The 23132-nt window shown below is 65.8% G+C and carries 29 protein-coding genes and 1 pseudogene; 16 read left to right on the top strand and 14 right to left on the bottom strand.

Annotated elements, in window-relative coordinates:
* Positions 1-89: 89 nt before the first annotated feature.
* From KK488_RS21275 to KK488_RS05490, 6 genes and pseudogenes are all read right to left on the bottom strand, one after another.
* A pseudogene (locus tag KK488_RS21275) lies at positions 90-1373 on the bottom strand (PQQ-dependent sugar dehydrogenase); the annotation flags it as partial.
* Positions 1294-2430, bottom strand: coding sequence for a GNAT family N-acetyltransferase (locus KK488_RS05470; protein ID WP_214622133.1), 1137 nt, complete (start codon positions 2428-2430; stop codon positions 1294-1296). The pseudogene KK488_RS21275 and the gene KK488_RS05470, both read right to left, overlap by 80 nt.
* On the bottom strand, positions 2431-3153 hold the full coding sequence (locus tag KK488_RS05475; protein WP_214622134.1) for a glycerophosphodiester phosphodiesterase family protein: 723 nt from the start codon (positions 3151-3153) through the stop codon (positions 2431-2433).
* A gap of 2 nt (positions 3154-3155) precedes the next feature.
* Complete coding sequence (locus KK488_RS05480; RefSeq protein ID WP_214622135.1) at positions 3156-3620, bottom strand: RidA family protein; 465 nt, start codon at positions 3618-3620, stop codon at positions 3156-3158.
* A gap of 261 nt (positions 3621-3881) precedes the next feature.
* Positions 3882-4520, bottom strand: coding sequence for an HAD family hydrolase (locus KK488_RS05485; protein WP_214622136.1), 639 nt, complete (start codon positions 4518-4520; stop codon positions 3882-3884).
* The gene (locus KK488_RS05490; RefSeq protein ID WP_214622137.1) at positions 4517-4789 is read right to left on the bottom strand and encodes a DUF3572 family protein; all 273 of its coding nucleotides are present in this window, start codon (positions 4787-4789) and stop codon (positions 4517-4519) included. Before KK488_RS05490 ends, KK488_RS05485 begins: the two co-directional genes overlap by 4 nt.
* A 63-nt stretch (positions 4790-4852) precedes the next feature.
* On the opposite strand from KK488_RS05490, the gene KK488_RS05495 reads away from it, so the two are divergent.
* Positions 4853-5227, top strand: a complete 375-nt coding sequence (locus tag KK488_RS05495) for a response regulator (protein ID WP_214622138.1) — start codon at positions 4853-4855, stop codon at positions 5225-5227.
* Positions 5228-5332: 105 nt separating this feature from the next.
* Here KK488_RS05495 and rpmG read toward each other — a convergent pair whose 3' ends face one another.
* Complete coding sequence (gene rpmG / locus KK488_RS05500) at positions 5333-5500, bottom strand: 50S ribosomal protein L33 (protein ID WP_214622139.1); 168 nt, start codon at positions 5498-5500, stop codon at positions 5333-5335.
* 309 nt (positions 5501-5809) lie between these two features.
* On the opposite strand from rpmG, the gene KK488_RS05505 reads away from it, so the two are divergent.
* From KK488_RS05505 to KK488_RS05515, 3 genes are all read left to right on the top strand, one after another.
* The gene (locus tag KK488_RS05505; protein WP_214622140.1) at positions 5810-6124 is read left to right on the top strand and encodes a hypothetical protein; all 315 of its coding nucleotides are present in this window, start codon (positions 5810-5812) and stop codon (positions 6122-6124) included.
* A gap of 12 nt (positions 6125-6136) precedes the next feature.
* Positions 6137-6676: a hypothetical protein gene (locus KK488_RS05510; protein ID WP_214622141.1), complete on the top strand. Its 540-nt coding sequence runs from the start codon at positions 6137-6139 to the stop codon at positions 6674-6676.
* A 123-nt stretch (positions 6677-6799) separates the two neighbouring features.
* Positions 6800-7291, top strand: coding sequence for a Dps family protein (locus tag KK488_RS05515; protein WP_214622304.1), 492 nt, complete (start codon positions 6800-6802; stop codon positions 7289-7291).
* An 84-nt stretch (positions 7292-7375) separates the two neighbouring features.
* Here the strand turns inward: KK488_RS05515 and KK488_RS21565 are convergent, their stop codons facing one another.
* Positions 7376-8191 (bottom strand): cold-shock protein, encoded by an 816-nt coding sequence (locus KK488_RS21565; protein WP_214622142.1) that lies wholly within the window; start codon positions 8189-8191, stop codon positions 7376-7378.
* A gap of 278 nt (positions 8192-8469) precedes the next feature.
* Between KK488_RS21565 and KK488_RS05525 the strand changes: the two genes are divergently transcribed.
* From KK488_RS05525 to KK488_RS05550, 6 genes are all read left to right on the top strand, one after another.
* The gene (locus KK488_RS05525) at positions 8470-9087 is read left to right on the top strand and encodes a ribonuclease D (protein WP_214622143.1); all 618 of its coding nucleotides are present in this window, start codon (positions 8470-8472) and stop codon (positions 9085-9087) included.
* Complete coding sequence (gene lptC, locus KK488_RS05530) at positions 9080-9763, top strand: LPS export ABC transporter periplasmic protein LptC (RefSeq protein WP_214622144.1); 684 nt, start codon at positions 9080-9082, stop codon at positions 9761-9763. The genes KK488_RS05525 and lptC overlap by 8 nt, the downstream gene beginning before the upstream one ends.
* Positions 9764-9765: 2 nt before the next feature.
* A complete protein-coding gene (locus tag KK488_RS05535; RefSeq protein ID WP_214622305.1) occupies positions 9766-10293 on the top strand; it encodes an LptA/OstA family protein in 528 nt (175 codons plus the stop codon).
* A gap of 158 nt (positions 10294-10451) precedes the next feature.
* Positions 10452-11228 (top strand): LPS export ABC transporter ATP-binding protein, encoded by a 777-nt coding sequence (lptB, locus tag KK488_RS05540; protein WP_214622145.1) that lies wholly within the window; start codon positions 10452-10454, stop codon positions 11226-11228.
* Positions 11229-11257: 29 nt separating this feature from the next.
* Positions 11258-12775 carry an RNA polymerase factor sigma-54 gene (gene rpoN / locus KK488_RS05545; protein ID WP_214622146.1) on the top strand — a complete coding sequence of 506 codons (1518 nt, stop codon included), beginning with the start codon at positions 11258-11260 and terminating at the stop codon, positions 12773-12775.
* A gap of 470 nt (positions 12776-13245) precedes the next feature.
* Positions 13246-13668, top strand: a complete 423-nt coding sequence (locus KK488_RS05550) for a hypothetical protein (RefSeq protein WP_214622147.1) — start codon at positions 13246-13248, stop codon at positions 13666-13668.
* A gap of 6 nt (positions 13669-13674) precedes the next feature.
* Here KK488_RS05550 and KK488_RS05555 read toward each other — a convergent pair whose 3' ends face one another.
* Positions 13675-14088: an ExbD/TolR family protein gene (locus KK488_RS05555; protein ID WP_214622148.1), complete on the bottom strand. Its 414-nt coding sequence runs from the start codon at positions 14086-14088 to the stop codon at positions 13675-13677.
* 188 nt (positions 14089-14276) lie between these two features.
* On the opposite strand from KK488_RS05555, the gene KK488_RS05560 reads away from it, so the two are divergent.
* Positions 14277-14468, top strand: a complete 192-nt coding sequence (locus tag KK488_RS05560; RefSeq protein ID WP_214622149.1) for a YMGG-like glycine zipper-containing protein — start codon at positions 14277-14279, stop codon at positions 14466-14468.
* 37 nt (positions 14469-14505) lie between these two features.
* On the opposite strand, the gene hisN is transcribed toward KK488_RS05560, so the two are convergent.
* The gene (gene hisN / locus KK488_RS05565) at positions 14506-15282 is read right to left on the bottom strand and encodes a histidinol-phosphatase (protein ID WP_214622150.1); all 777 of its coding nucleotides are present in this window, start codon (positions 15280-15282) and stop codon (positions 14506-14508) included.
* Between the two features lie 93 nt (positions 15283-15375).
* On the opposite strand from hisN, the gene KK488_RS05570 reads away from it, so the two are divergent.
* Genes KK488_RS05570 through KK488_RS05580 form a run of 3 tightly spaced genes read left to right on the top strand, consistent with a single transcriptional unit; the run spans position 15376 to position 17148 of the window.
* Entirely contained in the window at positions 15376-15624 is a 249-nt protein-coding gene (locus tag KK488_RS05570) for a hypothetical protein (RefSeq protein WP_214622151.1), read from the top strand.
* Positions 15625-15665: 41 nt separating this feature from the next.
* Positions 15666-16475: a bifunctional DNA-formamidopyrimidine glycosylase/DNA-(apurinic or apyrimidinic site) lyase gene (gene mutM / locus KK488_RS05575; RefSeq protein WP_214622152.1), complete on the top strand. Its 810-nt coding sequence runs from the start codon at positions 15666-15668 to the stop codon at positions 16473-16475.
* A gap of 13 nt (positions 16476-16488) precedes the next feature.
* Positions 16489-17148 (top strand): Pr6Pr family membrane protein, encoded by a 660-nt coding sequence (locus tag KK488_RS05580; protein ID WP_214622153.1) that lies wholly within the window; start codon positions 16489-16491, stop codon positions 17146-17148.
* On the opposite strand, the gene KK488_RS05585 is transcribed toward KK488_RS05580, so the two are convergent.
* On the bottom strand, positions 17137-17610 hold the full coding sequence (locus KK488_RS05585; RefSeq protein ID WP_214622154.1) for a GNAT family N-acetyltransferase: 474 nt from the start codon (positions 17608-17610) through the stop codon (positions 17137-17139). The two genes, KK488_RS05580 and KK488_RS05585, sit on opposite strands and share 12 nt — an antisense overlap.
* A gap of 7 nt (positions 17611-17617) precedes the next feature.
* Positions 17618-19411 carry an aminopeptidase P family protein gene (locus tag KK488_RS05590; RefSeq protein ID WP_214622155.1) on the bottom strand — a complete coding sequence of 598 codons (1794 nt, stop codon included), beginning with the start codon at positions 19409-19411 and terminating at the stop codon, positions 17618-17620.
* A gap of 168 nt (positions 19412-19579) precedes the next feature.
* On the opposite strand from KK488_RS05590, the gene KK488_RS05595 reads away from it, so the two are divergent.
* Positions 19580-20062, top strand: a complete 483-nt coding sequence (locus KK488_RS05595) for a PAS domain-containing protein (protein ID WP_214622156.1) — start codon at positions 19580-19582, stop codon at positions 20060-20062.
* 298 nt (positions 20063-20360) lie between these two features.
* On the opposite strand, the gene KK488_RS05600 is transcribed toward KK488_RS05595, so the two are convergent.
* Both KK488_RS05600 and KK488_RS05605 read right to left on the bottom strand, forming a co-directional pair.
* Positions 20361-20759, bottom strand: a complete 399-nt coding sequence (locus KK488_RS05600) for an SseB family protein (protein WP_214622157.1) — start codon at positions 20757-20759, stop codon at positions 20361-20363.
* Complete coding sequence (locus KK488_RS05605) at positions 20749-21783, bottom strand: quinone-dependent dihydroorotate dehydrogenase (protein WP_214622158.1); 1035 nt, start codon at positions 21781-21783, stop codon at positions 20749-20751. The genes KK488_RS05600 and KK488_RS05605 overlap by 11 nt, the downstream gene beginning before the upstream one ends.
* 399 nt (positions 21784-22182) lie before the next feature.
* On the opposite strand from KK488_RS05605, the gene KK488_RS05610 reads away from it, so the two are divergent.
* Entirely contained in the window at positions 22183-23061 is an 879-nt protein-coding gene (locus tag KK488_RS05610) for a helix-turn-helix domain-containing protein (RefSeq protein ID WP_250890107.1), read from the top strand.
* The last annotated feature ends 71 nt before the right edge of the window (positions 23062-23132 follow it).

Genomic DNA, 23132 nt, shown 5'->3' on the forward strand with positions numbered 1-23132 from the left:
CTTCCAAAGCTATAGCGCGTCGCGACGATCTCGCCGTCCACCGTCTCTCCGAAGCCGACCAGGGAAGGCAGGTTGCCGAGCAGCGACTTGCTGCCGACGAAGGCGCCGTTGGCATAGCCAATCGCCCAGATATTGCCCGAGACCTGATCCCCGAACACATATTTGCCGAACAGTTCCGGCACCGCGCTGCCACGATAGACGAATCCGCCGATGATCGCCGCGCCCTCGCTATGATCATAGACGAGGTCCGGCGCCTGATAATCCACTGGCGCCACGCCGCCCGCAGGGGCCGGACCGGGAATATCCCCCTCGCGCAGTGCCCAGCCGAGATTGCGGGCAGCGCTGCCCGTTTCGACAATCGTCAGTTCCTCGCGCATATTCTCACCGACATCGGCGACGATGAGGTTTCCGTCGGGCGCGACCGAATTGCGAAAGGGATTGCGCAGACCATAAGCGAAAACTTCGGCGGCCCCACCGGCGATGGCGGGATTATCTGCCGGAATCGCGTAATTCTCGGTCGGATCGGCAAAGTCATCGCCGTGCGGATCGATGCGCAGGATCGAGCCGAACCAGTCCACCGGATTCTGCCCGGTGCCTCGGCTGTCCGGCGTCACGCCATTGCCGCCGTCGCCGATGGAGATCAGCAGCCTGCCCGTCGCGTCAAAGTCGATCCAGCCACCGACATGATGGGTCGCGCCGTCCAGATCCATCGTCCAGACCGTCTGCTCCGGCGCCGAGGCGATCAGCGGATCGGTAAAGCGAATTACCTGTGCTTGAACCGGGTCGCTTGGGCTCGTTCGGCCGGTCAGATAAACATAATATTGGCCGTTGCTGGCATAGCCGGGATCGAAGGCGAGGCCGAGCAGCCCCAGTTCGTTGGAGGAGTTGCCGACGATCCGCGCACTCAGATTCTGGAAAGTCGAATAAGTGCTGGTGTCGATGTCATAGGCCGTGATCAGCCCATTCTTGCGCGTCATGAACAGCCGGGTTTCGCCGGCCCGATGCGTATTGCCGGTGATGCCTGTATAAACTGCGCTCAATGTCGGCGAGGGCGCCGCCAGCGTTTCGATGATGACGGCGGCATGAGCCCCCTGCGACATAGCACAAAAGCTCACGCACACGGCAAGCGCCGTGATTTTCCCCACGCTCATGACCGTCTCCATTATGAAGGCGTTTTTGACCGTGGAGGAGCATAGCGCATTCCGGCGCGGCAGAAAGAGCACCGCTGGCTGAACCGAGCGGAACCGGAGCGAAACCGGACATTTGTTCCATTTTGGGGCAGAAATCCCGCCTTCATTCGCTCCTGCGGAATGGTGTGCGCTCGTCGAGCCATTCGCGGTCGCTGGCCAGCGCCAGTGCCTCGCGCTCGACATAGTCGGCGACCGCGCGGCGGAAGCTCGGGTTGGGGATGTAATGCGCCGAGTAGGTCGCCACCGGACGATAACCCCGCGAGAGCTTGTGTTCTCCCTGCGCCCCGGCCTCGACCCGCGCCAGCCCGCGCGTGATAGCGGCATCGATCGCCTGATAATAGCACAGCTCGAAATGGAGGAACGGCACCTCCTCGATGCAACCCCAATAACGCCCGTAAAGCGCGTCACCGCCGATCAGATTGAGCGCGCCTGCGATCGGCCGCCCATCTCGCAGCGCCAGCATCAGCAGCACCTTGTCGGCCATGTGCTCGGACAGCAGGGAGAAGAAGCGCCGCGTGAGATAAGGCCGGCCCCATTTGCGGCTGCCCGTATCCTGATAGAAATGCCAGAAAGCATTCCAATGCGCATCGGTGAGGTCGCTGCCGGTCAGATGGACGATCTCCAGCCCCGCCTGTGCCCTGGCGCGCTCCTTGCGGACATCCTTGCGATGCCGGCTCGACATGACGCCGAGGAAATCGTCGAAGCTGCCATAGCCCTCATTGGCCCAGTGAAACTGGTTACCCTGGCGAATCAGCCAGTCGGCCGCGCGAAAAGTCTCGCACTGCTCGGGCGTGATGAAGGTCGCGTGGGCAGAGGACAGATTATTCTGATCCGTCACCGCCTCGATGCCCGCGATCAGCGTCGGCCCGGCGGCAGGATCGCGCAGCAGCAGTCGCGGCCCCGGTACCGGCGAGAAGGGTGAAGCGATCTGCAGCTTCGGATAATAATCGCCGCCCGCTCGTTCCCAGGCATCGGCCCAGCCATGATCGAAGACATATTCGCCCTGGCTGTGGCTCTTGAGATAGCCGGGCGCCGCCGCCAGCATCGTGCCGGATGCGTCCGTGACCGTGATCGGCGCGGGCGACCAGCCGGTGCCGGGGCCAACGCTGCCCGATTCTTCCAGGATGGCGAGAAAGTCATGACAGACGAAGGGATTGTCCGACCCCGCGCAGGCGTCCCACTCTGCCCTGTCGAGCGCGGCGACCGAATCGCACAACCGGACCGTCATCGCCTCGCTCATTCAGGAAGCCATCTCGAAGATGATCTGGTCGGCGTCATGCGCCCGCAACCGGTCCCGCGCGCTACGCACGGTCCAGCACAGCAACGGCAGGCGGCGCCGCCGGGGAATCGCACGGGCTTTGGGAAGGTCGCGCACGTCACAGGCGATGAAATGGGGCATGGCGCGCGCGATTGCCAGAGCAAGATCACGCCGCGCGGTGATCCCGGTGCGATGCCGCCGACCGATGACGAGGCCGCGCGCGACATCGGGCCGGTGCCGGGCGAACCAGTGGCACATCAGAGGGTCGAAGCTCATCACGGCGGCCAGCGCGCCGCGATGAGCGCTCAAGTCCCGTGCCACGGCGGCGCAGAGCCGCGCGCAACCGTGCGGGCCGTCGTCCGACTTGAGTTCGATAAGCAGGGGCGTCTGCGTGCCGGTCAGCGCCAGCAACGCTGAGAGGCTTGGCACCGCTTCCTCGCTTCCCATCAGACGCAGGGCCTGGCGCATGTCAGCCGCCAGCCCGGCGAATCGCCCGCGACGCCCAGTCAGCCGGTCGGTCCGCCGGTCGTGAAACACATAGGCGATGCCATCGCGGCTCAGGCGCACATCGCATTCGACACCATAGCCCGCCGCGATCGCATCGCGCACGGCGGCGAGGCTGTTCTCCGGCACGCCCCCCTTGTGCAGGCCGCGATGCGCGAAGGGCCGGTCTGTCAGGAAATCGCGCGGCGCGGACGCCCGCATGATCAGGGGCGGACGAGGACGATCGCGTCGATCTCGACCGACGCATCGAGCGGCAACACCGGCACACTCACAGCACTGCGGGCGTGACGCCCGGCCTCGCCGAAGATGCGCACCATCATCTCGGAGGCACCATTGGCGACCTTGGGCTGGTCCGTGAAATCGGCGGTGCTGGCAATGAAGGCACCAAGCTTGACGATTCGCTCGACCCGGTCGAGGTCGCCCAGCGCGCCCTTCATCTGCGCGACCAGCATCAGCGCGCAGCGCTCCGCCGCCGCCTGGCCCCAGGCGAGATCATGATCGCTGCCGATCTTGCCGGTCATGAGGACGCCGTCAGGCCCGAACGGCAACTGCCCGGAGATATGGAGCAGATTGCCCGCCAGCACGGTCGGCACATAGGCCGCCACGGGGGCAGCGGGCGCGGGCAGGGCAATGCCCTCGGCGGCGAGATGAAGTTCGATCCGGCTCATGCCGCGAGCCACAGCATGAGCCGCAAGGAAGGTCAAGCGGCGTCGCGGCCGGACGGCAAAGGCGCGGGGCCGCAGGGGCGTGTGCCGAGCCTGCCATCCGGTCCGATATCTTGCCAAGGCCGAGGCGCGCCGATCCGCAAGCCGGCAAACAGGCCGGCGTGCGCCCTGCCACCGCACCCCTCCTGTCGGGAGCCGGTCTCGCCGACCCGCTCATGCCCTCGCGATGCTGACAACCCTGCCTCAATCCCGCGCTGGTTCGCGCTAAATTGCGGCAATCACCTCGTCATGCTCATCCAGCCGCGCGGTGATCCACGCCTCCGTGCGCGCCCAGTCGTCGATCCGGGCATGGGCGTCCCTCGCGGTCTCGACGTGCGGCGCCATTTCCGGCTCGCCGACCATATGCAGCCGCCACACCTGCGGCGCATCCCTGGCGACGGACACGTGGTTGCTGGCGAGATCGTCCAGGAAGAAGGCAAGCGATGGCCGTCTTTCCGCGATCAGTCGGGCGACGGTCGGCCCCTTCGCGCTACCCCGGCCATTGCCGATCACCTGGTAGGGCAGGCCGTGGGCGTGGATCTGGTCCGCCCGCGCCTGGCCGAGCGTCTCGGCGATGTTGGTGACGATCACGATGTCAGCGCGCTTCGCCAGCCGCGCCGTCGCCTCGACCGCCCCCGCGATCGGCGTCTGGCGGTGCATCTCGGTTTCGAAGAAGGCCGACAGCAGAGCCCAGATCTGCGCGCGTTCGACCGGATCACCGCTGTCCTTGTGTTGCAGCGCCCGCTCGAAGCCTTGCGTGAAGTCGAAATGGATGCCGTGCAACTCTTCGAGCCAGCCGCGAAACGGCACGACCATGTGCATCAGCACTTCGTCGCAATCGCTGATGATGAGCGGGCGGGTCACCGGCCTATCCGCCCGCGCACCGCGATGATGTCTGCGGGCCTCACCTCCAGCGCCTCCGCGCAGGCGATCAGATCTGGCTCATGGTTGATCACGAAGTCCATAAGCGCACACAGGGTCACGCGATTGCCCAGGCCCGCGCGCAGATCGTCTGGCGTGAGACCGGTGAGCGCCAGCATTCGTTCCGCACGTGCGAGATCCGCCACGATCCATCCGATAAGGAGCAGTGCCATGCTTTCGTCGGCATCGCTGTTCGGATAGGGGTGGCGCATCTGGCTGGTTTGCTTTCGGCATCATTGCCAATGAACGGCACGTCCGTTGGTGTGGGAGAATTCGTGTCAAAACGCGTCCTGGTTGTCGAGGATAATGAGCTCAACCTGAAGCTCTTTTGCGACCTGCTCCGTGCCCATGGCCATGAGACGGCCGCGGTACGCGACGGGCGCGATGCGTTCGGTCGCGCCAACGAGTTCCTTCCCGATCTCATCATCACCGATATCCAGCTGCCGCACGTGACCGGGCTCGATCTCATCGCCTCGTTCCGCGCCGACCCGGTTCTCGCCACTGTCCCCATCATGGCGGTGACGGCCTATGCGGGTCTGGGCGATGAGGAGCGCATCCGCGCGGCGGGCGCCAGCGCCTATGTCTCCAAGCCGATCTCGGTGCTGCGCTTCATGGATGTCGTGAACGGGCTGATCAGTCAGCCCGCTTGAAAACGGCCGAGCGCAAACGAACCAAGGCCCGGATCTTTCGACCCAGGCCCTTCCCGTCGAGTCGCAGATTGCTCGGGCGGCCGATCGGACGCCCGGCACAGCGGCTTACTTGATCTTGGCTTCCTTGAACTCGACGTGCTTGCGCGCGACGGGATCATACTTCCGGAAGCTCATCTTCTCGGTCGTGTTGCGCGGATTCTTCTTCGTCACGTAGAAAAAACCCGTGTCAGCCGAGCTGACCAGCTTGATCTTCACTGTGGCTGGCTTCGCCATGGCCCGGTTCCTCAACAAAAAGCGCGCCAGCCTGCGCGAGACAGGGGAAGACGCTGAAGCTCATCGAAATATGGACGCCGCCTTGCGCGCAACGTCCGGTTCGGCGGCGGCCAATGCGGGAATCGCAAGGCTTTGTCAAGCTTGCGGCCGTTCCGCTCCGTCTTGCAACGGGATGGGTCGGATGCGCTCGCCAAGGGCAACGGGGTGTTAACCCTGATCGTGCAGGATGCGAAGCGTCATGGGGAAGCCACATACGGCTGCCACGGAACAAGGCCAGAGGGTTGGCCATCGCTTTGGGGGGAGGGATGCATGCGACATGATGCGGCATTGGTAATCCAGAGCCAGCTACTAAGCCGAATCGAGGCACTGCAGGGCAGTTGCGCCACCCTCTCGCTCGCCAGCCTGTGTGACCAGCTCGACGATCTGCGCGGCTTCGCGCGGCACAACGGCTTCGAGGCAGTGGAAGGGCTTGCGAGCCTCCTTGAGTCCGTCGTCGCCTATAACGGCCATCGCCAAGTGGCGCTCACCTATTTCTCGCTAATGCTCGAAGCCGCACAGGGCGACGCGACGCCCGATTCGGCACGCGTGTTCCTCGCTGCCGCGGCGCTGCGCGGCTGCCGCTGAACGCGGCGCGTCATGGACGCCCTGCTGCTCGCCCTGCTGCTCGGGCTCGCGCTCGATCAGGGTGATCGCTCGCAGCGCCTCGCACGCGAACTCGGTCCCCGCCAACTGGTCCCAGTCACGCTGGTGATCGTTGCAAGCGCCGTCATCGCGGTCCTGCTCGGCCTTAGCATCGCATCCTTCCTGAAGGGACCGGCAGGCCTCCTGTTCTTCGCCATCGCGCTCGGGCTCGGTGCCTCCGGCCTGCTGCTGCCTCCGAGCCCGGCCAAGGCATCGGCGCCGGCCGGCAGAACGTCCCTCATCATCCAGCTCCTGGCCCATCGGCTCGGCAATGGCTCCTCCTTCCTGCTCGTCGGCATCGTGGCGCTCACCGGCAATGGCTGGGCGACGGCGCTCGGTGGATCGCTTGGCGGCCTCGCCGCACTGCTGCCGCTCCTGCTCGCCGGGCACGCTTACGAGAAGGCGCTGCCGCTGTGTGTCATCCGCCCGTTGCTCGGCGGCCTGCTGTTGCTGGCAGGTCTCGGCTGCGCCCTGGGTGCGCTGGGACTGGTCTGACCGGACGATCGGCGCAGTCGATCAATCTATGCGAAGGGATTGGTTCGTCGGGCCGGATCCAGCATGGCATATTGCGCGTATTGCGTAAAACCAGCCGAACTCGGCATCCAGACGGAGGCGATGATGACCAACAATGCGCTCAAGACACCGACAGATCTCAAGGCGAATGCCGTCGCGGCCGTGGCGGACGCGCTCAATGGCCTGCTTGCCGACAGCTTCGCGCTCTACCTCAAGACCAAGAATTTCCACTGGCACGTATCAGGTCCACATTTCCGCGACTATCATCTGATGTTCGACGAGCAGGCGGCGGAGATCTTTGCGACGACCGACCTCATCGCCGAGCGCGTGCGCAAGACGGGCAATACCACCCTGCGTTCCATCGGCGACATCGCCAAGCGGCAGAGCGTCAAGGATAATGACCAGGATTTCGTGACGCCGGCCGACATGCTGGCGGAATTGCGCGCAGACAACCTCGCTTTTGTCCAGGCGCTGCGCGCCGCCAAAGAAGTGGCCGGCGCGGCGGGCGACAATGCCACTGACAGCCTGATCGACGACTGGACGGATGCTGCCGAGCGGCGCGCCTGGTTCCTGTTCGAGGCTGGCCGCGGGGCGTAAGGCGATCAGACGGAAACGAAAAACGGGCCGGAAGCATCGCTCCCGGCCCGTTTTTCTTGGGACGATCCAATCGAATCGACCGAATCAGTCGGCCTTGCTGTTCAGATTGACGGCGGCATATTTGCCGCGACGATCGACCTCGAGCTCGAAGTCCAGCCGGTCGCCTTCCTGCAGCGAGCTCATGCCCGCGCGCTCGACGGCGCTGATGTGCACGAAGGCATCGGGCTGACCATCGTCGCGCTGGATGAAGCCGAAGCCCTTCATGGCGTTGAAGAACTTGACCGTGCCGCTTGCGCGCTCGCCGGTGAGCTGACGTTGCGGGCCACGATCACCACCGCCGCCCGGGCCGCCACGATCACCGCGATCTTCGCGCTCCGGAACCGGCAGGGGCTCACCCTCGATCTGCAGCTCGGTCGCCGAGATCTTGCCGCCGCGATCGACGAGCGTGAACTTGAGCTGCTGACCCTCGGCCAGACCGGTCAGGCCCGCCTGCTCGACAGCGCTGATGTGCACGAACACGTCCTCGCCGCCATCGTCACGGACGATGAAGCCGAAGCCCTTCTGGCCATTGAAGAATTTGACGACACCAGACCCTTCGCCGACGACCTGGGCCGGCATGCCGCCACGGGCACCGCCACCACCACCGCCGCCGCCGCCGCCGCCGCGGAAACCACCGCCGCCACCGCCGCTGCGGAAACCGCCGCCGCCACCGCCGCCGCGATCACCAAAACCGCCGCCGCCAAAGCCGCCGCGGTCACCACCATAGCCACCGCCACCGCCGAAACGATCACCGCCGCCGAAGCCGCCACGATCGCTACCATATCCGCCGTCAAAACTCGGTTCCCCGAAGCCGTCCCGCTTGTCCTTGCCGCGCCCGCGGCGTCCTCTGTCGAAACTCATGCCCTGTTAGTCACTTTCGCTCGTCCACCAATGATCCTCGCCTATGCTGGACGACCTGCACAGGGACTCGGCCGGAGCCAAACTCAGCCAAGTTTCGCTATAACGCTATTTATCCACAAGCGCGAATGATTTTGGTGCGACTCACCGTGCGTCAGCGTTTCATTGTCGCAAGTCTCGAAATTCCGCGATTCAGGGAAGATCTCTTCACGCGATTCGGACGTTTGGTGTCTTTGTCAGGAAGGTTTCCCTGTGGGCAACAACTGTCTAAGGAAGCGGGCATGAGCGTATATCTTCATGAAGAAGACCTGCCCGCTGGCGTGCTCGCCGATGGCCCGGTCGCAATCGATACCGAAACCATGGGTCTGATCACACCGCGCGATCGTCTCTGCCTTGTGCAGATCAGCGATGGCAAGGGCGACGAGCATCTCGTCCGCTTCCAGCCGGGCAGCAGCTACGCCGCGCCCAACCTGCGCGCGATCGTCGCCGATCCGAACCGGATCAAGCTCTTTCATTTCGGCCGCTTCGATATCGCCGCCCTCCAGCATTATCTGGGGGTGCTGGCCGCGCCGGTCTATTGCACCAAGATCGCGTCACGCCTGGTCCGCACCTATACGGACCGGCACGGCCTCAAGGAGATCGTGCGCGAGCTGCTCGGCTTCGACATCAGCAAGCAGCAGCAGAGTTCGGACTGGGGCGGCCCGGTGTTGAGCGATGCCCAGCGCGATTATGCCGCATCCGACGTACGCTATCTGCACGCGCTCAAGGCCGAACTCGACGTGCGGCTGGAGCGCGAAGGGCGCATGGCGCTCGCTCAGGCCTGTTTCGATTTTCTGCCGCATCGTGCTCTGCTCGATCTTGCCGGCTGGCCGGAGATCGACATCTTCGCCCATGCCTAGCGGAAATATCCTGACCGGTGACGAGCTGCAGCTCTCCGCGCAAGCGACGGCTCAGCGCAGCAAGCGGCAGCACTGGGCCGCGCCGGGCGGCGGCCATGATCGTCTCGTCACCCTGCTCAAACGCAGTCTGCCGGTGGTGGCGCTCGCCCTTGGCGTGCTGCTGTTGGCAGCGCCCTTCACACATGAGACCGAAGTCAGCTTCGTACTCGACAAGAACAAGGTCGATATGGCGAGCGAGCGGCTGAAAGTCGTGGAAGCGCTCTACCGCGGCGAGGATTCGCGCGGCCGCCCATTTTCGCTGCGCGCCGGCTCGGCGCTCCAGCGCAGCTCGCGCGATCCAATCGTGGAACTGAACGAGCTCGAAGCGCGTCTGCAGATGGAAAATGGCGGCGCCGTCGTCACGGCCCAGCGGGGCAACTACAATCTCGATAAGGAAACCGTGGGTATCGTCGGCCCGATTCAGTTTCAGAGCGCTGACGGCTATCGACTGACCACGCGCGACGTCGACATTCAGCTCGAGCAGCGCAAGCTGCATAGCCGGGGCAGCGTCGAAGGGCGCATGCCGACCGGCACGTTCCGCGCCGACCATCTGAATGCCGATCTGGAAGGGCGCACGGTCACGCTGGAGGGCAACGCCCGCTTGCGCATCGAACAATTTGGACGCAAAGGGCCGTGATGCTGCGCAGATCGCTGCCCCTTCTCGCCGCCGGCGCCGGCCTCGTCCTGCTGGGCACCGCGAACGCGCAGGTGCTCAAGGGGCACAATACCAGCGCGCCGGTCGATTTTTCGGCCGACCGCATCGAAGTGCAGGATCGCGCCGATCGCGTCGTCGTCTCCGGCAATGTACAGGTCACCCAGGCTGGCCTCACCCTGACGGCGCAACGACTGACCGTCGCCTATCATGATGCCAAGGGCATCGAGATCGACCGGCTCGACGCTTCGGGCGGCGTGGTGGTGACGCGCGGCGACGAGCGGGCGAGCGGCTCGGTCGCGATTTACGATCTCAACCGCAGGCTTATCACTCTGCTCGGTGGCGTGCAGTTGAGCCAGGGCGCCAACCGGCTTGCCGGCTCGCGCCTTGTCATCGATCTTGCCACTGGACGCTCGACCGTAGACGGGTCTGCCGCCAGCGGACCATCAGGCACCAGCACGTCGTCCAATGGCCGCGTCTCGGGCACGTTCAAGGTCCGCCAGCGTCCCAACTGACGACGACGGCGGGGGCGCCCGCCCGAAACTTTTTTCCGACAGTGCAATGCGGCTCGCCATGCAAATTTCCTGCCAGACCGAGATTGCAGCGCGCTTCGTAACGTGCCAGCAACGCATTTTGGGGCATATGGCGCAAGCATGGCGATGAGGACGCGTACATGAATGATCTTGCAGTGGCAGCCCGCCCGAATGGCTCTGGTCCGGAAGCGGGTGAGCATCGGCTCCAGGTCATCTCGATCGCCAAAAGTTATGACAAGCGCACCGTGCTGGCCGATGTCAGCCTGGAGGTCGGTCATGGCGAGGTTGTCGGCCTGCTCGGCCCCAACGGCGCGGGCAAAACGACCTGCTTCTATTCGATCATGGGGTTGGTAAAGCCCGACTCCGGCCGCATCCTGCTCGAAGGCCTCGATATTACCGGTCTTCCCATGTATCGCCGCGCGATCCTGGGCCTCGGCTACCTGCCACAGGAAACCTCCATTTTCCGGGGCATGACCGTCGAGCAGAACATCCTTTCCGTGCTGGAGCTGGCCGAGCCGGACAAGGCCGCGCGCGCCGAGAAGCTGGAGACCCTGCTCGCCGATTTCGGCCTTGCCCGGCTGCGCGCCAGCTCGGCCATGGCGCTCTCGGGCGGCGAGCGCCGCCGCGCCGAGATCGCCCGCGCCCTGGCGGCCAATCCCTCCATCGTGCTGCTCGACGAGCCCTTTGCCGGCATCGATCCGCTCTCCATCGCCGACATTCGCGATCTGGTGAAGGATCTCAAGAATCGCGGCATCGGCGTGCTCATCACCGACCATAACGTCCGCGAGACGCTGGAGATCGTCGATCGCGCGTGCATCATCTATGACGGCAAGGTGCTGTTCGCCGGCAATCCGGACGAACTGGTCGCCAATGCCGAGGTACGGCGGCTCTATCTCGGCGAGAGTTTCTCGCTGTGACGACGGCGGGCTGAAGGAGGCCATCGGCCATGGCGCTCGCGCCTCGCCTCGACCTGCGGCAGAGCCAGTCGCTAGTGATGACGCCGCAGCTCCAGCAGGCGATCAAGCTGCTGGCGCTCTCGAACCTGGAGCTTGAAGCCTTCATCGGCAGCGAGCTCGAGCGCAATCCGTTGCTCGAAGCCGGCGATCTCGTCGCGCGGGCGACGCCGGAACAGCCGGAACCCATCGAAGGCGCCGAGCCGAGCCGGGGGCCGGATGCCGGTGCGGACACCTTGATCGAGCGCGGCGCGGGGGCGGCGGACGCGCCGCTCGATGTCGATTATTCGGCCGAGACCTTCATCGACGACAGCCCGGCCGATGCGGGCCAGGGCCAGCGCGGTTCGGGCAGCGATCTGATGAACGCGGGGGTGCAGTCGAGCGGCGGCTCGGAGGACGGGCCCGACTTCGACAGCTTCGCCGCGCCCGAGATCGGGCTTTACGAGCATCTGCTGCAACAGGCCGGCGCCGTTTTTTCCGGCACCGACCACATGATTGCGGGCCAACTCATCGGCCAGATCGACGATGCCGGCTATCTTGAGGCCAACCTGCTCGAAACCGCCTATCGATTGGGTGTGCCGCTGGCCGAAGTCGAAAAGGTGCTGGCCATCGTCCAGACCTTCGACCCCTCCGGTGTCGGTGCGCGCAGCCTCTCGGAATGCATCGCCATCCAGGCGCGCGAGGCGGATCGCTACGATCCGGCGATGGCGACGCTGATCGACAATCTCGATCTGCTCGCGCGGGGCCAGATCGCGCATCTGCGGCGCATCTGCGGAGTCGACGAGGAAGATATGGCGGACATGATCCGCGAGTTGCGCGGCTATGATCCCAAGCCCGGCCTGCAATATGGCGGCGATCGGCCGGCGGCTGTCCAGCCGGACGTGTTCGTGACGCCGCAAGGCAAGGGCTGGGCGATCGAGATCAATAGTGCGACCTTGCCGCGGCTGCTGATCAACCGCCGCTATCATGCCCAGCTCGCGGCCGGCGCGCGCGACAAGACCGCCAAGACCTGGCTGTCGGACAGCCTCGCCAGCGCCAACTGGCTGATCAAGGCCCTCGACCAGCGGCAGCGCACCATCCTGCGCGTGACCGAGGAGATCGTCCGCCGGCAGGAAGGCTTCTTCCAGCATGGCGTCACCCATTTGCGGCCGCTGACGCTCAAGGCGATCGCGGAGGAGGTGGACCTGCACGAGTCGACGATCAGCCGCGTCACCAGCAACAAATATCTCGCCTGCCCGCGCGGCACCTTCGAGCTCAAATATTTCTTCACCTCGGCGATCCAGTCGGCCGATGGCGGCGAGGCGGCATCGGCTGAAGCGGTCAAGAGCCATATCCGCGCGCTGATCGCCGAGGAGAAGCCCGACGCGATCCTCAGCGACGACACGCTCGTCGACCTGCTGCGGAAAAAGGGCTTCGACATTGCCCGGCGCACCGTCGCCAAATATCGCGAGGCGATCGGCCTCGGCTCGTCCGTGCAGCGCCGCCGTCAGAAAGCGATGATGGGCAATTGACCGAAAAGCGGTCGTTTCCCGACCATGTTGAATGTCCGCCACCGTGGATACCAGCCATTAGCCCCTCCCCTGAGGGGCGGCGCTAAAATGTCCGCTATGTCACCGGAAGCCAGTCTAATCTATTCGCTGTCCTGCAGGGTGCAGATCATGCCGCTGCGGATAGCCCTTGCGCCCGTCTGCCGGCGCCTCCAGAAAACGGAAAGTGGCGGGGACACAGTGCCTCTTTCGTCGCCTTTCAGCCTCTTGTCGCACAGAAATGACGCAGGGCGAGCGATGGCAACAGGGCGTCGTCAGCGGTCATTCGGCAGCCGAACTTCGCACGTGACATGGTCGAAAAAGGGGGCTGCCCAGCTAGGGCAGCCCAACGAAGTCGGCAATGAAGAGGCCGATCTGGAGCGCGCCCCGGCCTGAGCATCGCTTGCCAGCCCGGCCCGCATCCTCTATTTCTACTTCGTCGGTTTGAAAGGGGCATGATGAAGATCCACGCGCAGCTTCTCGCACTCTTCCTGCTGGCGCTCGCCGGCTGCAATCAGATGACCGCGTCGAACGAGGCCGGCGGCATGGGCGATGGCAATGGCCGCTATGCCGGCGTCGGCATCTATCCCGCCGATCGGCTCTGGAACGAAGTGCAGGGCGCGCCGGAGGAGAAGGACGCCGCCGCCGCGAAGCTGGCCGACGATGGCCAGATCATCGTGCTGGTCGACCGCCAGACCGGCGAGGTCCGCCAGTGCGGCAATCGCAGCGGCTTCTGCACGGCGATGAATCCCTGGTCGGGCCGGTCGGCCGGTGATGTGCCGAGCGCGCCCGTCCGTCTCTCCAGACATGCCGACCAGCTCGACGCGGCTGACAATGTAGCGGCCGTCGCCGAGCCGGCCAACAGCGCCCGGCGCTGACGCGCGTCAGAACGCGCCATAAGCCTCGTTGCCCGGCAGGCCGAGCTTGGTGACGCCGGCGCGCTTGATGTCCGCCATCACCGCATCGACCACCACATAGCGCGCGTTCGCTTCCGGCTGCAGGTCGAGCGCCGGCTCGACGGCGAGCGTCATGCTCTGCCGCAGCAAGGTGCGCAGCTGCGCTTCGCTGACCGCCGCGCCGTTCCAGCGGATGACGCTGGCGCCGTCGATCGTGATCCGGTTGCGCACCGTATCGGGCTGGAGGCGCGTCGGCGCCGATGCCGGCAGGTCGATGCCGACCTTGTGGGTCTGCAGCGGGATGGTGAGGATGAACATGACGAGGAGCACGAGCAGCACGTCGATTAACGGCGTCGTGTTGAGATCGGAGATGGGGCGTGCATCGAGGAACCGGTCCGTCATTGGTCGCTCTCCCGCATTGTTATAGTATAACATAACTACCCCGAATCCGCGGCGTTTGCAAGTCGGTGAATGACCCGCCGATCCGACACCACGTTTCAGCCTGGAGAGGCGGTTGTCCGTTGATCCCGAGGGAACATCCATGCCGTTTCGGGCGTTTCAGCGCGGGAATTTCAAGGAAGGACCGAGCGATGAAATCGATACTGATCCCGCTGGCGATGGCCGGTGCCCTGGCGGTGTCCGGCTGCGCAACATTGAAGGGCGCGGGCATCGGCGCCGCCGCCGGTGCAGGGGTCGCCGCCGTGACCGGTCATGACGCCGGCAAGGGCGCGGCCGTCGGCGGCGCGACCGGCGCGGTGGTGGGCACGGTCGTCGGAGACTAGGCGGCGTGGACAGCCCCATAATCGCGCGGACCGGACCTCAATGATGATGCGCGAGCGCTTCGATGACGTCGTCGAGCCGGGCGGGGTCGCCGATCGCGATGACATTGCCGTCGCTGGCGTCGGTCAACGGATCGCCCGCCCAGTCGCACATGCGCCCGCCCGCGCCCTCGACGACCGGCACCAGCGCGGCGATGTCGTAGAGCTTAAGCCCGGCCTCGACCACGATGTCGACATGTCCGCTCGCGAGCAGCGCGTAATTATAGCAGTCTCCGCCCCACACCGTGTCGCGGCACTGGCCGGCGAGGATCGAGAAATGCTCGGCGCTGTGGCCCGGGAAATATTGCGGCCCGGTCGTCGCGAGGATCGCCTGGTCGAGATCGCGGCAGGCGCGCGTCGTCATCGACTTGCCGTTTAGCGTGGTCGGCAGCCCCATCGCGCCCACCCAGCGTTCGCCGCTGATCGGCTGGTCGATGATACCGAGCACCGGCCAGCCGTCCTGCATCAGCGCGATCAGGGTGCCGAAGATCGGCCGCCCGGCGATGAAGCTGCGCGTGCCGTCGATCGGATCGACCACCCATTGCCGTCCGGCCTCCTCGCGCACCGCGCCAAATTCCTCGCCGATGATGCCGTCGCGCGGTCGCTCCGCCTCGATCAGCCTGCGGATCGCCAGTTCCGCCGCGCGGTCGGCCTCGGTCACGGGCGAGGCGTCCGTCTTGGTCTCGATGTCGTAGCGGGCGCGGAAGAAGGGGCGGATCGCGGCGCCCGCAGCGTCGGCCAGGGCGTGGGCGAGGGCGATGTCATCGGCTTGGCTCATGCCGCCTCATGCCGGAGAGCCGCGCGCCTGCATAGGGGCTTGCGGCCTAAAGAGCGGCCGCGGTGATCCGTCCTATAAGGAATGCGCCTCATCATGTGGCTCCTGACGATCGCCTTCGCGCTCACCGGCCTCAGCCTGTGGGTCGGGGGCGGATTCGTGGGTGCGCGCGAGGTCGCCAAGGGCTGCGGGTTCCTCGCCATGCTGGCCTGCCCCTTCCTCTGGGCGCGGCCGACCGGCCTGGTGCCGGACGAGATCGCGATCGGCGGCAAGCGCCGCCTGATGATCGGCCTCGCGCTGATCGCGGCGGCGCCGCTGCTGCTTCCCTGGCAATTGTGGATCTGATGCCGGTTGGCGGACGCTCCCGCACCGCCTAGACAGGGTCGATGCCCGAGCTTCCCGAAGTCGAGACCACCGTGGCCGGCCTGCGCGCCGTGCTGGAGGATGCGCCGCTCACGCTGGTCGAGCCGCGCCGCGCCGACATGCGCTTTCCCTTCCCGGCCGATCTGCGCCAGCGGCTCACCGGCGCCACCGTCACCGGCCTCGGTCGCCGCGCCAAATATGGGCTGATCGAGACCGATCGCGGCGACACGATGATCTTCCACCTCGGCATGTCCGGCCGCTGGCGGATCGATCCGTCCGAGATCGGCAAGCATGACCATCTGATCGTGGAGACGCCGCGCCACCGCCTCGCTCTCCACGATCCGCGCCGCTTCGGCTTCGTCCATCTGGTCGAGAGCGCGGCCATCGACGCCTATCCCGCCTTCGCCGCACTCGGGCCGGAACCGCTGGGGGACGGCCTCACCGCCGAGTATCTGGCGCAGGCGCTGAAAGGCCGCGTCGCGCCGATCAAGGCGATGCTGCTCGATCAGCGCATCGTCGCCGGCCTCGGCAACATCTATGTCTGCGAGGCGCTCAACATCGCCGGCATTTCGCCGACGCGCGAAGCGGGCAAGGTCAGCAAGCCTGGCCTGCGCAAGCTGGTCGACGCCATCCGGTCAGTGTTGCGCGCCGCGATCCTCGCTGGCGGCTCAACCCTGCGTGATTATGCCCGGCCGGACGGCGAGCTCGGCTATTTCGCGAAGGACTGGCGCGTCTATGGCCGCGAGGGCGAGCCATGCCCCTGCGGCGGCACGGTGCGCCGGCGGATCGATTCCGGCCGCTCGACATTCTACTGTCCGAGCTGTCAGAAATAGGGAGGACCAAGCGATGACCCTGTCACCGGTAGCGCGCATCGCGGCCTTTCTGGTGGCTCTCATCGCCGTCGCGGGACTCGCCATTCAGGTCACCGTCTCGCTGGAGAAGACCGGCGCCGTCCCCGCCGCGCTCTGGTCGATGCTGCGCTTCTTCACGATCATCGGCAACGGCGTGACGGCGCTGGTGCTGCTCGGCGCCGCGCTCGGGCTGCGCTGGCCGAGCCGGCCCGCCGTGCTGGGCGGCGTCACGCTCATCATGGGGCTGATCGGCGTCGTCTATGCGACGCTGCTACGCAACACCGAGCATCTGGTTGGCCATGCCCAGATCGCCAATTACCTCATGCATTATGCCATGCCGGCGGCGATCGCCCCGTTCTGGCTGCTCCTCGTGCCGAAGGGCGGCCTGACGCGGATCGATCCGCTCAACTGGGCGCTGCTGCCGCTGGCTTATTTCCCTTATGCGCTGGTGCGTGCGCATCTGGACGGCAAATATCCTTATCCGTTCATCAATGTCGCCCAGCTCGGCTGGGCGCACGTGCTGACCACCGCCGCGATCATCACGATGGCCTTCCTGCTGACAGGGCTGGCGATGGTGTGGCTGGACCGGATGCTGGGACGGTCGAGGAAGGCGAAGGCCCCGGTGGAAGCCGCCGCAATGGCGTCAGAAGCGTAACCCCATGAACACGGTGCCCTCCGGCGTCGGCGCATAATAAGCCGGGATGCGCACGAAGCCCATGCGCTCGTAGAGAGCGATCGGCCCGGTCATCGATGCCAGCGTGTCGAGCCGCATCTCGCGATAGCCCGCGCCGCGCGCCACCGCGACGATCGCCTCGGCCAGCGACCGCCCGAGGCCCAGCCCCCGCGCCACCGGCGTCAGGAACAGCCGCTTCATCTCGCAGCAGCCCTCGTCCGCCAGCGGTCGCACGCCGACGCAGCCGAGCGGCGCGCCGTCCCCGCCGCGCGCCAGCAGCAGTTCCCCACCGGGCGGCGCATAGTTGCCCGGCAGCCCCGCCAGCTCGGCCTCGAACCCCTGGTAGCCAAGGTCGATCGGCAGCCAGGCCGCATAGTCGACGAAGAGCGCCGCGACGTCGCGCAGATCCTGCGCGGAGCGCGCCGGGAGGATCGTCGCGGTCATCCTCGCGTCAGAGCGGCGCGCAGGCCGCCTCGAGCCAGGCCCGGGTCTCTGATGCGTCAGCGCCGTCGAGCTGCGGGCCGACAATCTCCAGCGTCCTGGCGTGATAGGCATCGACCCACGCCCGCTCGCTGTCGCTCAGCAGCGAGACGTCGATGAGGGCGCGGTCGATCGGCGCGTGGCTCTGCGTCTCGAAGGCCAAGAAGGGCTTTTCCGCCCCGGCAATCTCCCGCTCCACCACCAGCACCAGATTCTCGATGCGGATGCCGTAGGCGCCGGTCTTGTAGTAGCCCGGCTCGTTGGAGAGGATCATGCCCGACTGCAGCGGCTCGTCGCCGCCGCCGAAGGTCGCGATGCGCTGCGGTCCTTCATGCACCGAGAGGAAGCTACCGACGCCATGGCCGGTGCCGTGCGCATAATCGAGGCCTTGCGCCCAGAGATATTGCCGCGCCAGCACGTCGAGCTGGCTGCCGCGCGTGCCGGTCGGGAAGACCGCTTGCGCCAACGCGACATGGCCCTTGAGCACCAGCGTGAAATGGGTCTTCATCTCCGCGCTCGGCGCGCCGATCGCCATGGTGCGGGTGATGTCGGTCGTGCCGTCGCGATATTGCCCGCCGCTGTCGACCAGCAGCAGCGTGCCCGCCTCCACTGGCCGGCTGGTGCTTTCGCTGGCCTTGTAGTGGACGATCGCGCCGTTCGGCCCCGATCCGGCGATCGTGTCGAAGCTCAGGTCCATCAGTGCGCCAGTCGCCTCGCGGAAGCCCTGCAGCTTGTCGGCGACGGTGAGCTCGGTCTGCCCGCCCTTCGGCCCTTCGACCGAGAGCCAGTGGAGAAAGCGCGAGAGCGCCGCGCCGTCGCGCGCCTGCGCGCTCTTGTGCCCGGCAATCTCCGTGGCGTTCTTGATCGCCTTGGGCAGCACGGCCGGGTCGCGCACGGAGCGGATCGTCGCTTTCGCCTTGTCCAGCGTTTCGAAGATCGCCGCCACCGCCCGCTCCGGGTCGACCGCCACGGCCTTGCCGCCAAGGTCGCTCAGCGCGCTCGTGAATTCGGCGCGATCGCGAATCGTGACCGCATTGCCGAGATGCGCGCGCACATCTGCGTCGATCTTCTCGGGCTCAACGAACAGCTCGGCTTTCCCGTCGGCATGCAGCAGCGCGTAGGCCAGTGCGACGGGCGTACGCGAGACATCGGCGCCGCGAATGTTGAAGGTCCAGGCGATCGAATCCAGCGCGGTCAGCACCGTCGCGTCGATGCCTTCCGCCTTCATCCAGTCGCCGATCTCACTGCGCTTGGTCGCGCTGGTCTTGCCGGCATAGCGCTCCTGGTGCGGCACCAGCTTGGCCTTGCTCGGCTCCGGCCGGTCGTCCCACACCGCGTCGACCGGGTTAGTCTCGACGGCAACGAGGGTCGCATCTTTCTTGCCGAGCGCCTTGGTGGCGTCCTCCACCCAGCGGCGCGTGTGCAGCCAGGGATCATAGCCGATCCGCGCACCGTCCGGCGCGTGTTCGCCGAGCCAAGCGGCGACGCTGGTCTGCGGCACGCTCTGATAGTCCCAATGGGTGCCGTCGACCTGATCGCGCACCTGCAGCGTGTAGCGCCCGTCGATGAAGATAGCGGCTTCCTCGGGCATGACGACTGCGCTGCCCGCCGAACCGAGGAAGCCGGTCAGCCAGGCGAGGCGCTGCGCATAGCCGCCGACATATTCGGAAAGATGCTCATCGGTGAGCGGCACGACGAAACCGTCCAGCGACTGGCGCTTCAATTGCGCGCGCAGGGCTTTCAGACGGTCTTCATATGTGGACATCGGGTCGTTCCTGTATTTCTTGGCCTGATCGGCGGCGGATGAGGGTTGACGGCACCATAGGCATTTTGTCGCAACGCGCTAGCGCCTGACGCGATCCTGCGCCATGGTCGACGCTCTCTAACACCCGGTTAACCCACGGAAGATAGAAAGGGGAAAAAGAGGTTCGCCGTGACTGCCATCGCTTCCCTGCCGCTCACGCATAGCTGGCCAATCTATGAGGCCACCCTGCGCCTGCCGCTCGGGCACCTCCTGGCCGAAGTCGATGAACCCGATGCGCCGCCGCTCGCGGAAGACCCCTTCGCTGCCCAGGGCATCGGCATCTGGCAATGCGATTTGCAAACCAATCGCCTCAACTGGACCCCAGCCGTCTATAATCTGTTCGGCATTCCCGTGGGCATGGAAGTGCATCGCGCGCTTGCGGTCTCGCTTTATGTGCAGGAGTCGCGCAGCGCCATGGAGGAGCTGCGCGCTTACGCCATCCGCCACCGGCGTGGCTTCACGCTCGATGCGCAGATCCGCCGCCCCGATGGCGATCTGCGCTGGATGCGCCTCTCCGCCATTCCGGTGATGGAGGGCCGCAAGGTCGTGCGCCTGTGCGGCACCAAGCAGGATGTCACAGTGGAATATGACGGCCCGGGCCGATCCGCGTAGGCCGGGTGGACAAATTCCCGTTTCAATGATGGTCCGGTCTTACGCGCTGACAATCCCCGCCGGATGGCTGAAAGTCGATGGGACGCTGCCTCTGCCGCCGACGTCGCCCCGGGCTTAACCCGGAGCCCAACTGCTCTTTCCGCACATTCGCGGGCATGCCTTCGACGTCGCTCAGCGGAAGCGAGACCCCGGATCAAGTCCGGGGTGACGGCAATCTCAATGTCCGATTTGTCGTGTCCTGACTGCCCAATTCCGGGGAAAATGCCGGATCGCCGTCGTTCGAACTTGTCCACGCCGCCTAGCGGAGGCGCGCCTCTGTGAGCAGGGCGGGAGAGAGCTCACAACCGATCCCCGGCCCCACGAACAGGGTAATGCCCAGATCGGGCGCGATGCTGCGGATCAGCCAGTCGCCTGCGACTTGCAGGCAATAGGGCGCCTTCGCGCTCAATTCCGGGCCGATCCGGCTTATATCGTCGAAGAGGAGAACCATCCGGCTGCTGAAGCGCGTGCTGGTCACCAGCAGCGGCGTCAATCCCGCACCGCTCGCCTGGACCTCGCTTGCCGATGGCACACAGATGTCCGAAGCCAGGAGCTCGGTCAGCACGGCAGTTTCGTCACCATGGCCGGCCATGGCGTGGCGCACGGCGGCTTCGAGCGCGGTGAGCGGCTGATAGCGTGCTGATTCGTCAATCGACATCGACACCCACCGCGTCGCTTATGCGCGTGAAGCCGTCCCGCCGCAGCAGGGACGCCAGTCCAGTGTTGATCCGAGCCGGCAGATAGGGGCCTTTATAGACCAGCGCCGAGTAGAGCTGGACGAGGCTGGCACCGGCGCGGATGCGCGCATAGGCCTGCGCCGCGTTCGCGATACCGCCGGCGCCGATCAGCGGCAATCGAGTGCCCAGCCGCTGGCGGAAATCGCGTAGCCTCTCCAGGGCGAGGTCGTGCAGGGGCGCGCCGGAGAGGCCGCCGGCCTCTTTGGCCTGCGGGGACCGCAGCGGCGGCCGGCTGATGGTCGTGTTGCTGACAATCAGCGCGTCGATGCCGTGCGCGAGGCTCAACTCGGCGATGTCATCGATATCGATCGGTTCGAGATCCGGCGCGACCTTCAGCAGGATCGGCGGTCCGCCCGCCGGGCGCGCAGCCATGACGCGGGCGAGCAGCTCGTTCAGCGCGCCGCGGTCCTGGAGCGCCCGCAGGCCCGGCGTGTTGGGCGAGGAAATGTTGATCGTCAGATAGTCCGCAAACGGGCTCATCGCCCGCACCCCCGTCTCATAATCGGCGATCCGGTCGGCCGCGTCCTTGTTCGCGCCGATGTTGATTCCAAGAACCAGACCTCCGCTCACGCCACGAAGTGCCAGCCGCTCGATCGCGGCGGCTTGCCCGCCATTGTTGAAGCCCATCCGGTTGATCACGGCCTCGTCCTCGACCAGGCGGAACAGGCGCGGGCGCGGATTACCGGTCTGGGGCAACGGCGTCAGCGTGCCAAGCTCGGCAAAGCCGAAGCCCAATACGCCGACTCGGCGCGCCACCACGCCGTCCTTGTCAAAACCCGCCGCGAGTCCCACCGGGCTGGCAAAATCGAGGCCGAACAGCGTCTGCGCCAGCATCGGGTCCGGCGCCGCCGCGCGCGGCAAGGGCAGCCGCAACGCCGAGAGCGCGAGACCATGGGCGCGCTCGACATCGAACGCGAAGAGCAGGGGACGCAGCAGCCGATACATGGGAACGGCCTATGCCAGCGCATATCCTCTCGGTCAAAGGCGCGGAAAAACGAGACATCGCCGCGCAATCGACAGCATCTCGCAAAAAATCACGTGAACGGAGGCAATGACGATTCCGTCCAATCAAGCCGCTGCGAATCAAGCTATCTCACCCCTGCGACCCGAAGGGCTCTCAGTCGTCCGGCTTAGAGACCTTGAACTTAGGCGGTCTGGCTGGCTTTTGCTGGCTGGACCGCTTTTTTCGTTCCATTCAGGTCGATTTCGTGCGAAAACTGGGTTCAATATACGGGGGGACAGCGCAAAATCTGTGGTCTTGCCGTCTGTCCTGAGGTTCGGATTTCCTGTGGGTTTGGGGCATCCGGATGGTCGTCACTCATGTGGAGCGGTCAGGGTCGCTGAATGCGTCACAGATTCTCCGTCGCCGATGCGGCCAACATGGTCGCGCTCAGCTATTTCGTGCCGCCGGCCGAGTTGGCCGAGTATTTCGGCGCCATGTATCTGTTCACGGCTGACCGCCCGAACGTCTCCGATCATACCCGCGCCGACTTTGCACAGATTCGCTTCATGCTCACCGGTGTCGGCTCCTATCATTTCAGCGATGGCCGCACGGTGGCGACGCCGGAGGCCTGCCTGCTCGGCCCGACCAGCATGGCGACGCATTTCGACGTTGCAGGCCCGATGCAGGTGGTCGGCGTCACTGTCCTGCCACTCGGCTGGGCGGCTTTGCGGGCCGGCGATGCAGACAGCGCCGCAGACGATGCCTTCGATCTCAGCGTGCGGTTCGGCCCAGCCTGGCGCGACCTGCTGCTGCTGCTGCGCACGATCGAGGATCCGGGCAAGGGCGCAGATGCCTTCTGGACCTTCATGCGCACCCAGCTCCATCCGGTCTCGGAGAGCGAGCGCCGTTTCGTCGCCGAGACCGACCGCTGGCTTGCCGACGAACAGTCGCCGCGCGTGGAGGCACTGCAGGAGGCGACCGGCCTCTCGGCCCGGCAACTGGCGCGCTGGTGCAACCGGCTCTATGGCGCCCCGCCCAAATATCTCGCCCGCAAATATCGCGCCCTGCGCTGCGCGCAGGTGCTGGCGCGCGAGGAGCTTGACTGGTCGGAGGTAAGCGGCGACGCCTTCTATGACCAGTCGCACTTCATCCGCGAGATCAAGCATTTCACCGGCCTCACCCCGACCGAACTGCGCGAGCGCGCGAGCATCGTCATCCGCCTGTCGATGGATCGCGCCGACCTGAAGGACGAGATCGCCAAGCTGAGCCGGATCAGCTAGGCGGTGCTGTCGCCTTGTCCTCCGTCATTCCCGCGTTGGCGGGATGACGAAGAGCCGCAGGGTAAGCTCGG

Origin of the sequence: Sphingobium nicotianae, from assembly GCF_018603885.1 — a bacterium.
Taxonomy (GTDB): domain Bacteria; phylum Pseudomonadota; class Alphaproteobacteria; order Sphingomonadales; family Sphingomonadaceae; genus Sphingobium; species Sphingobium nicotianae.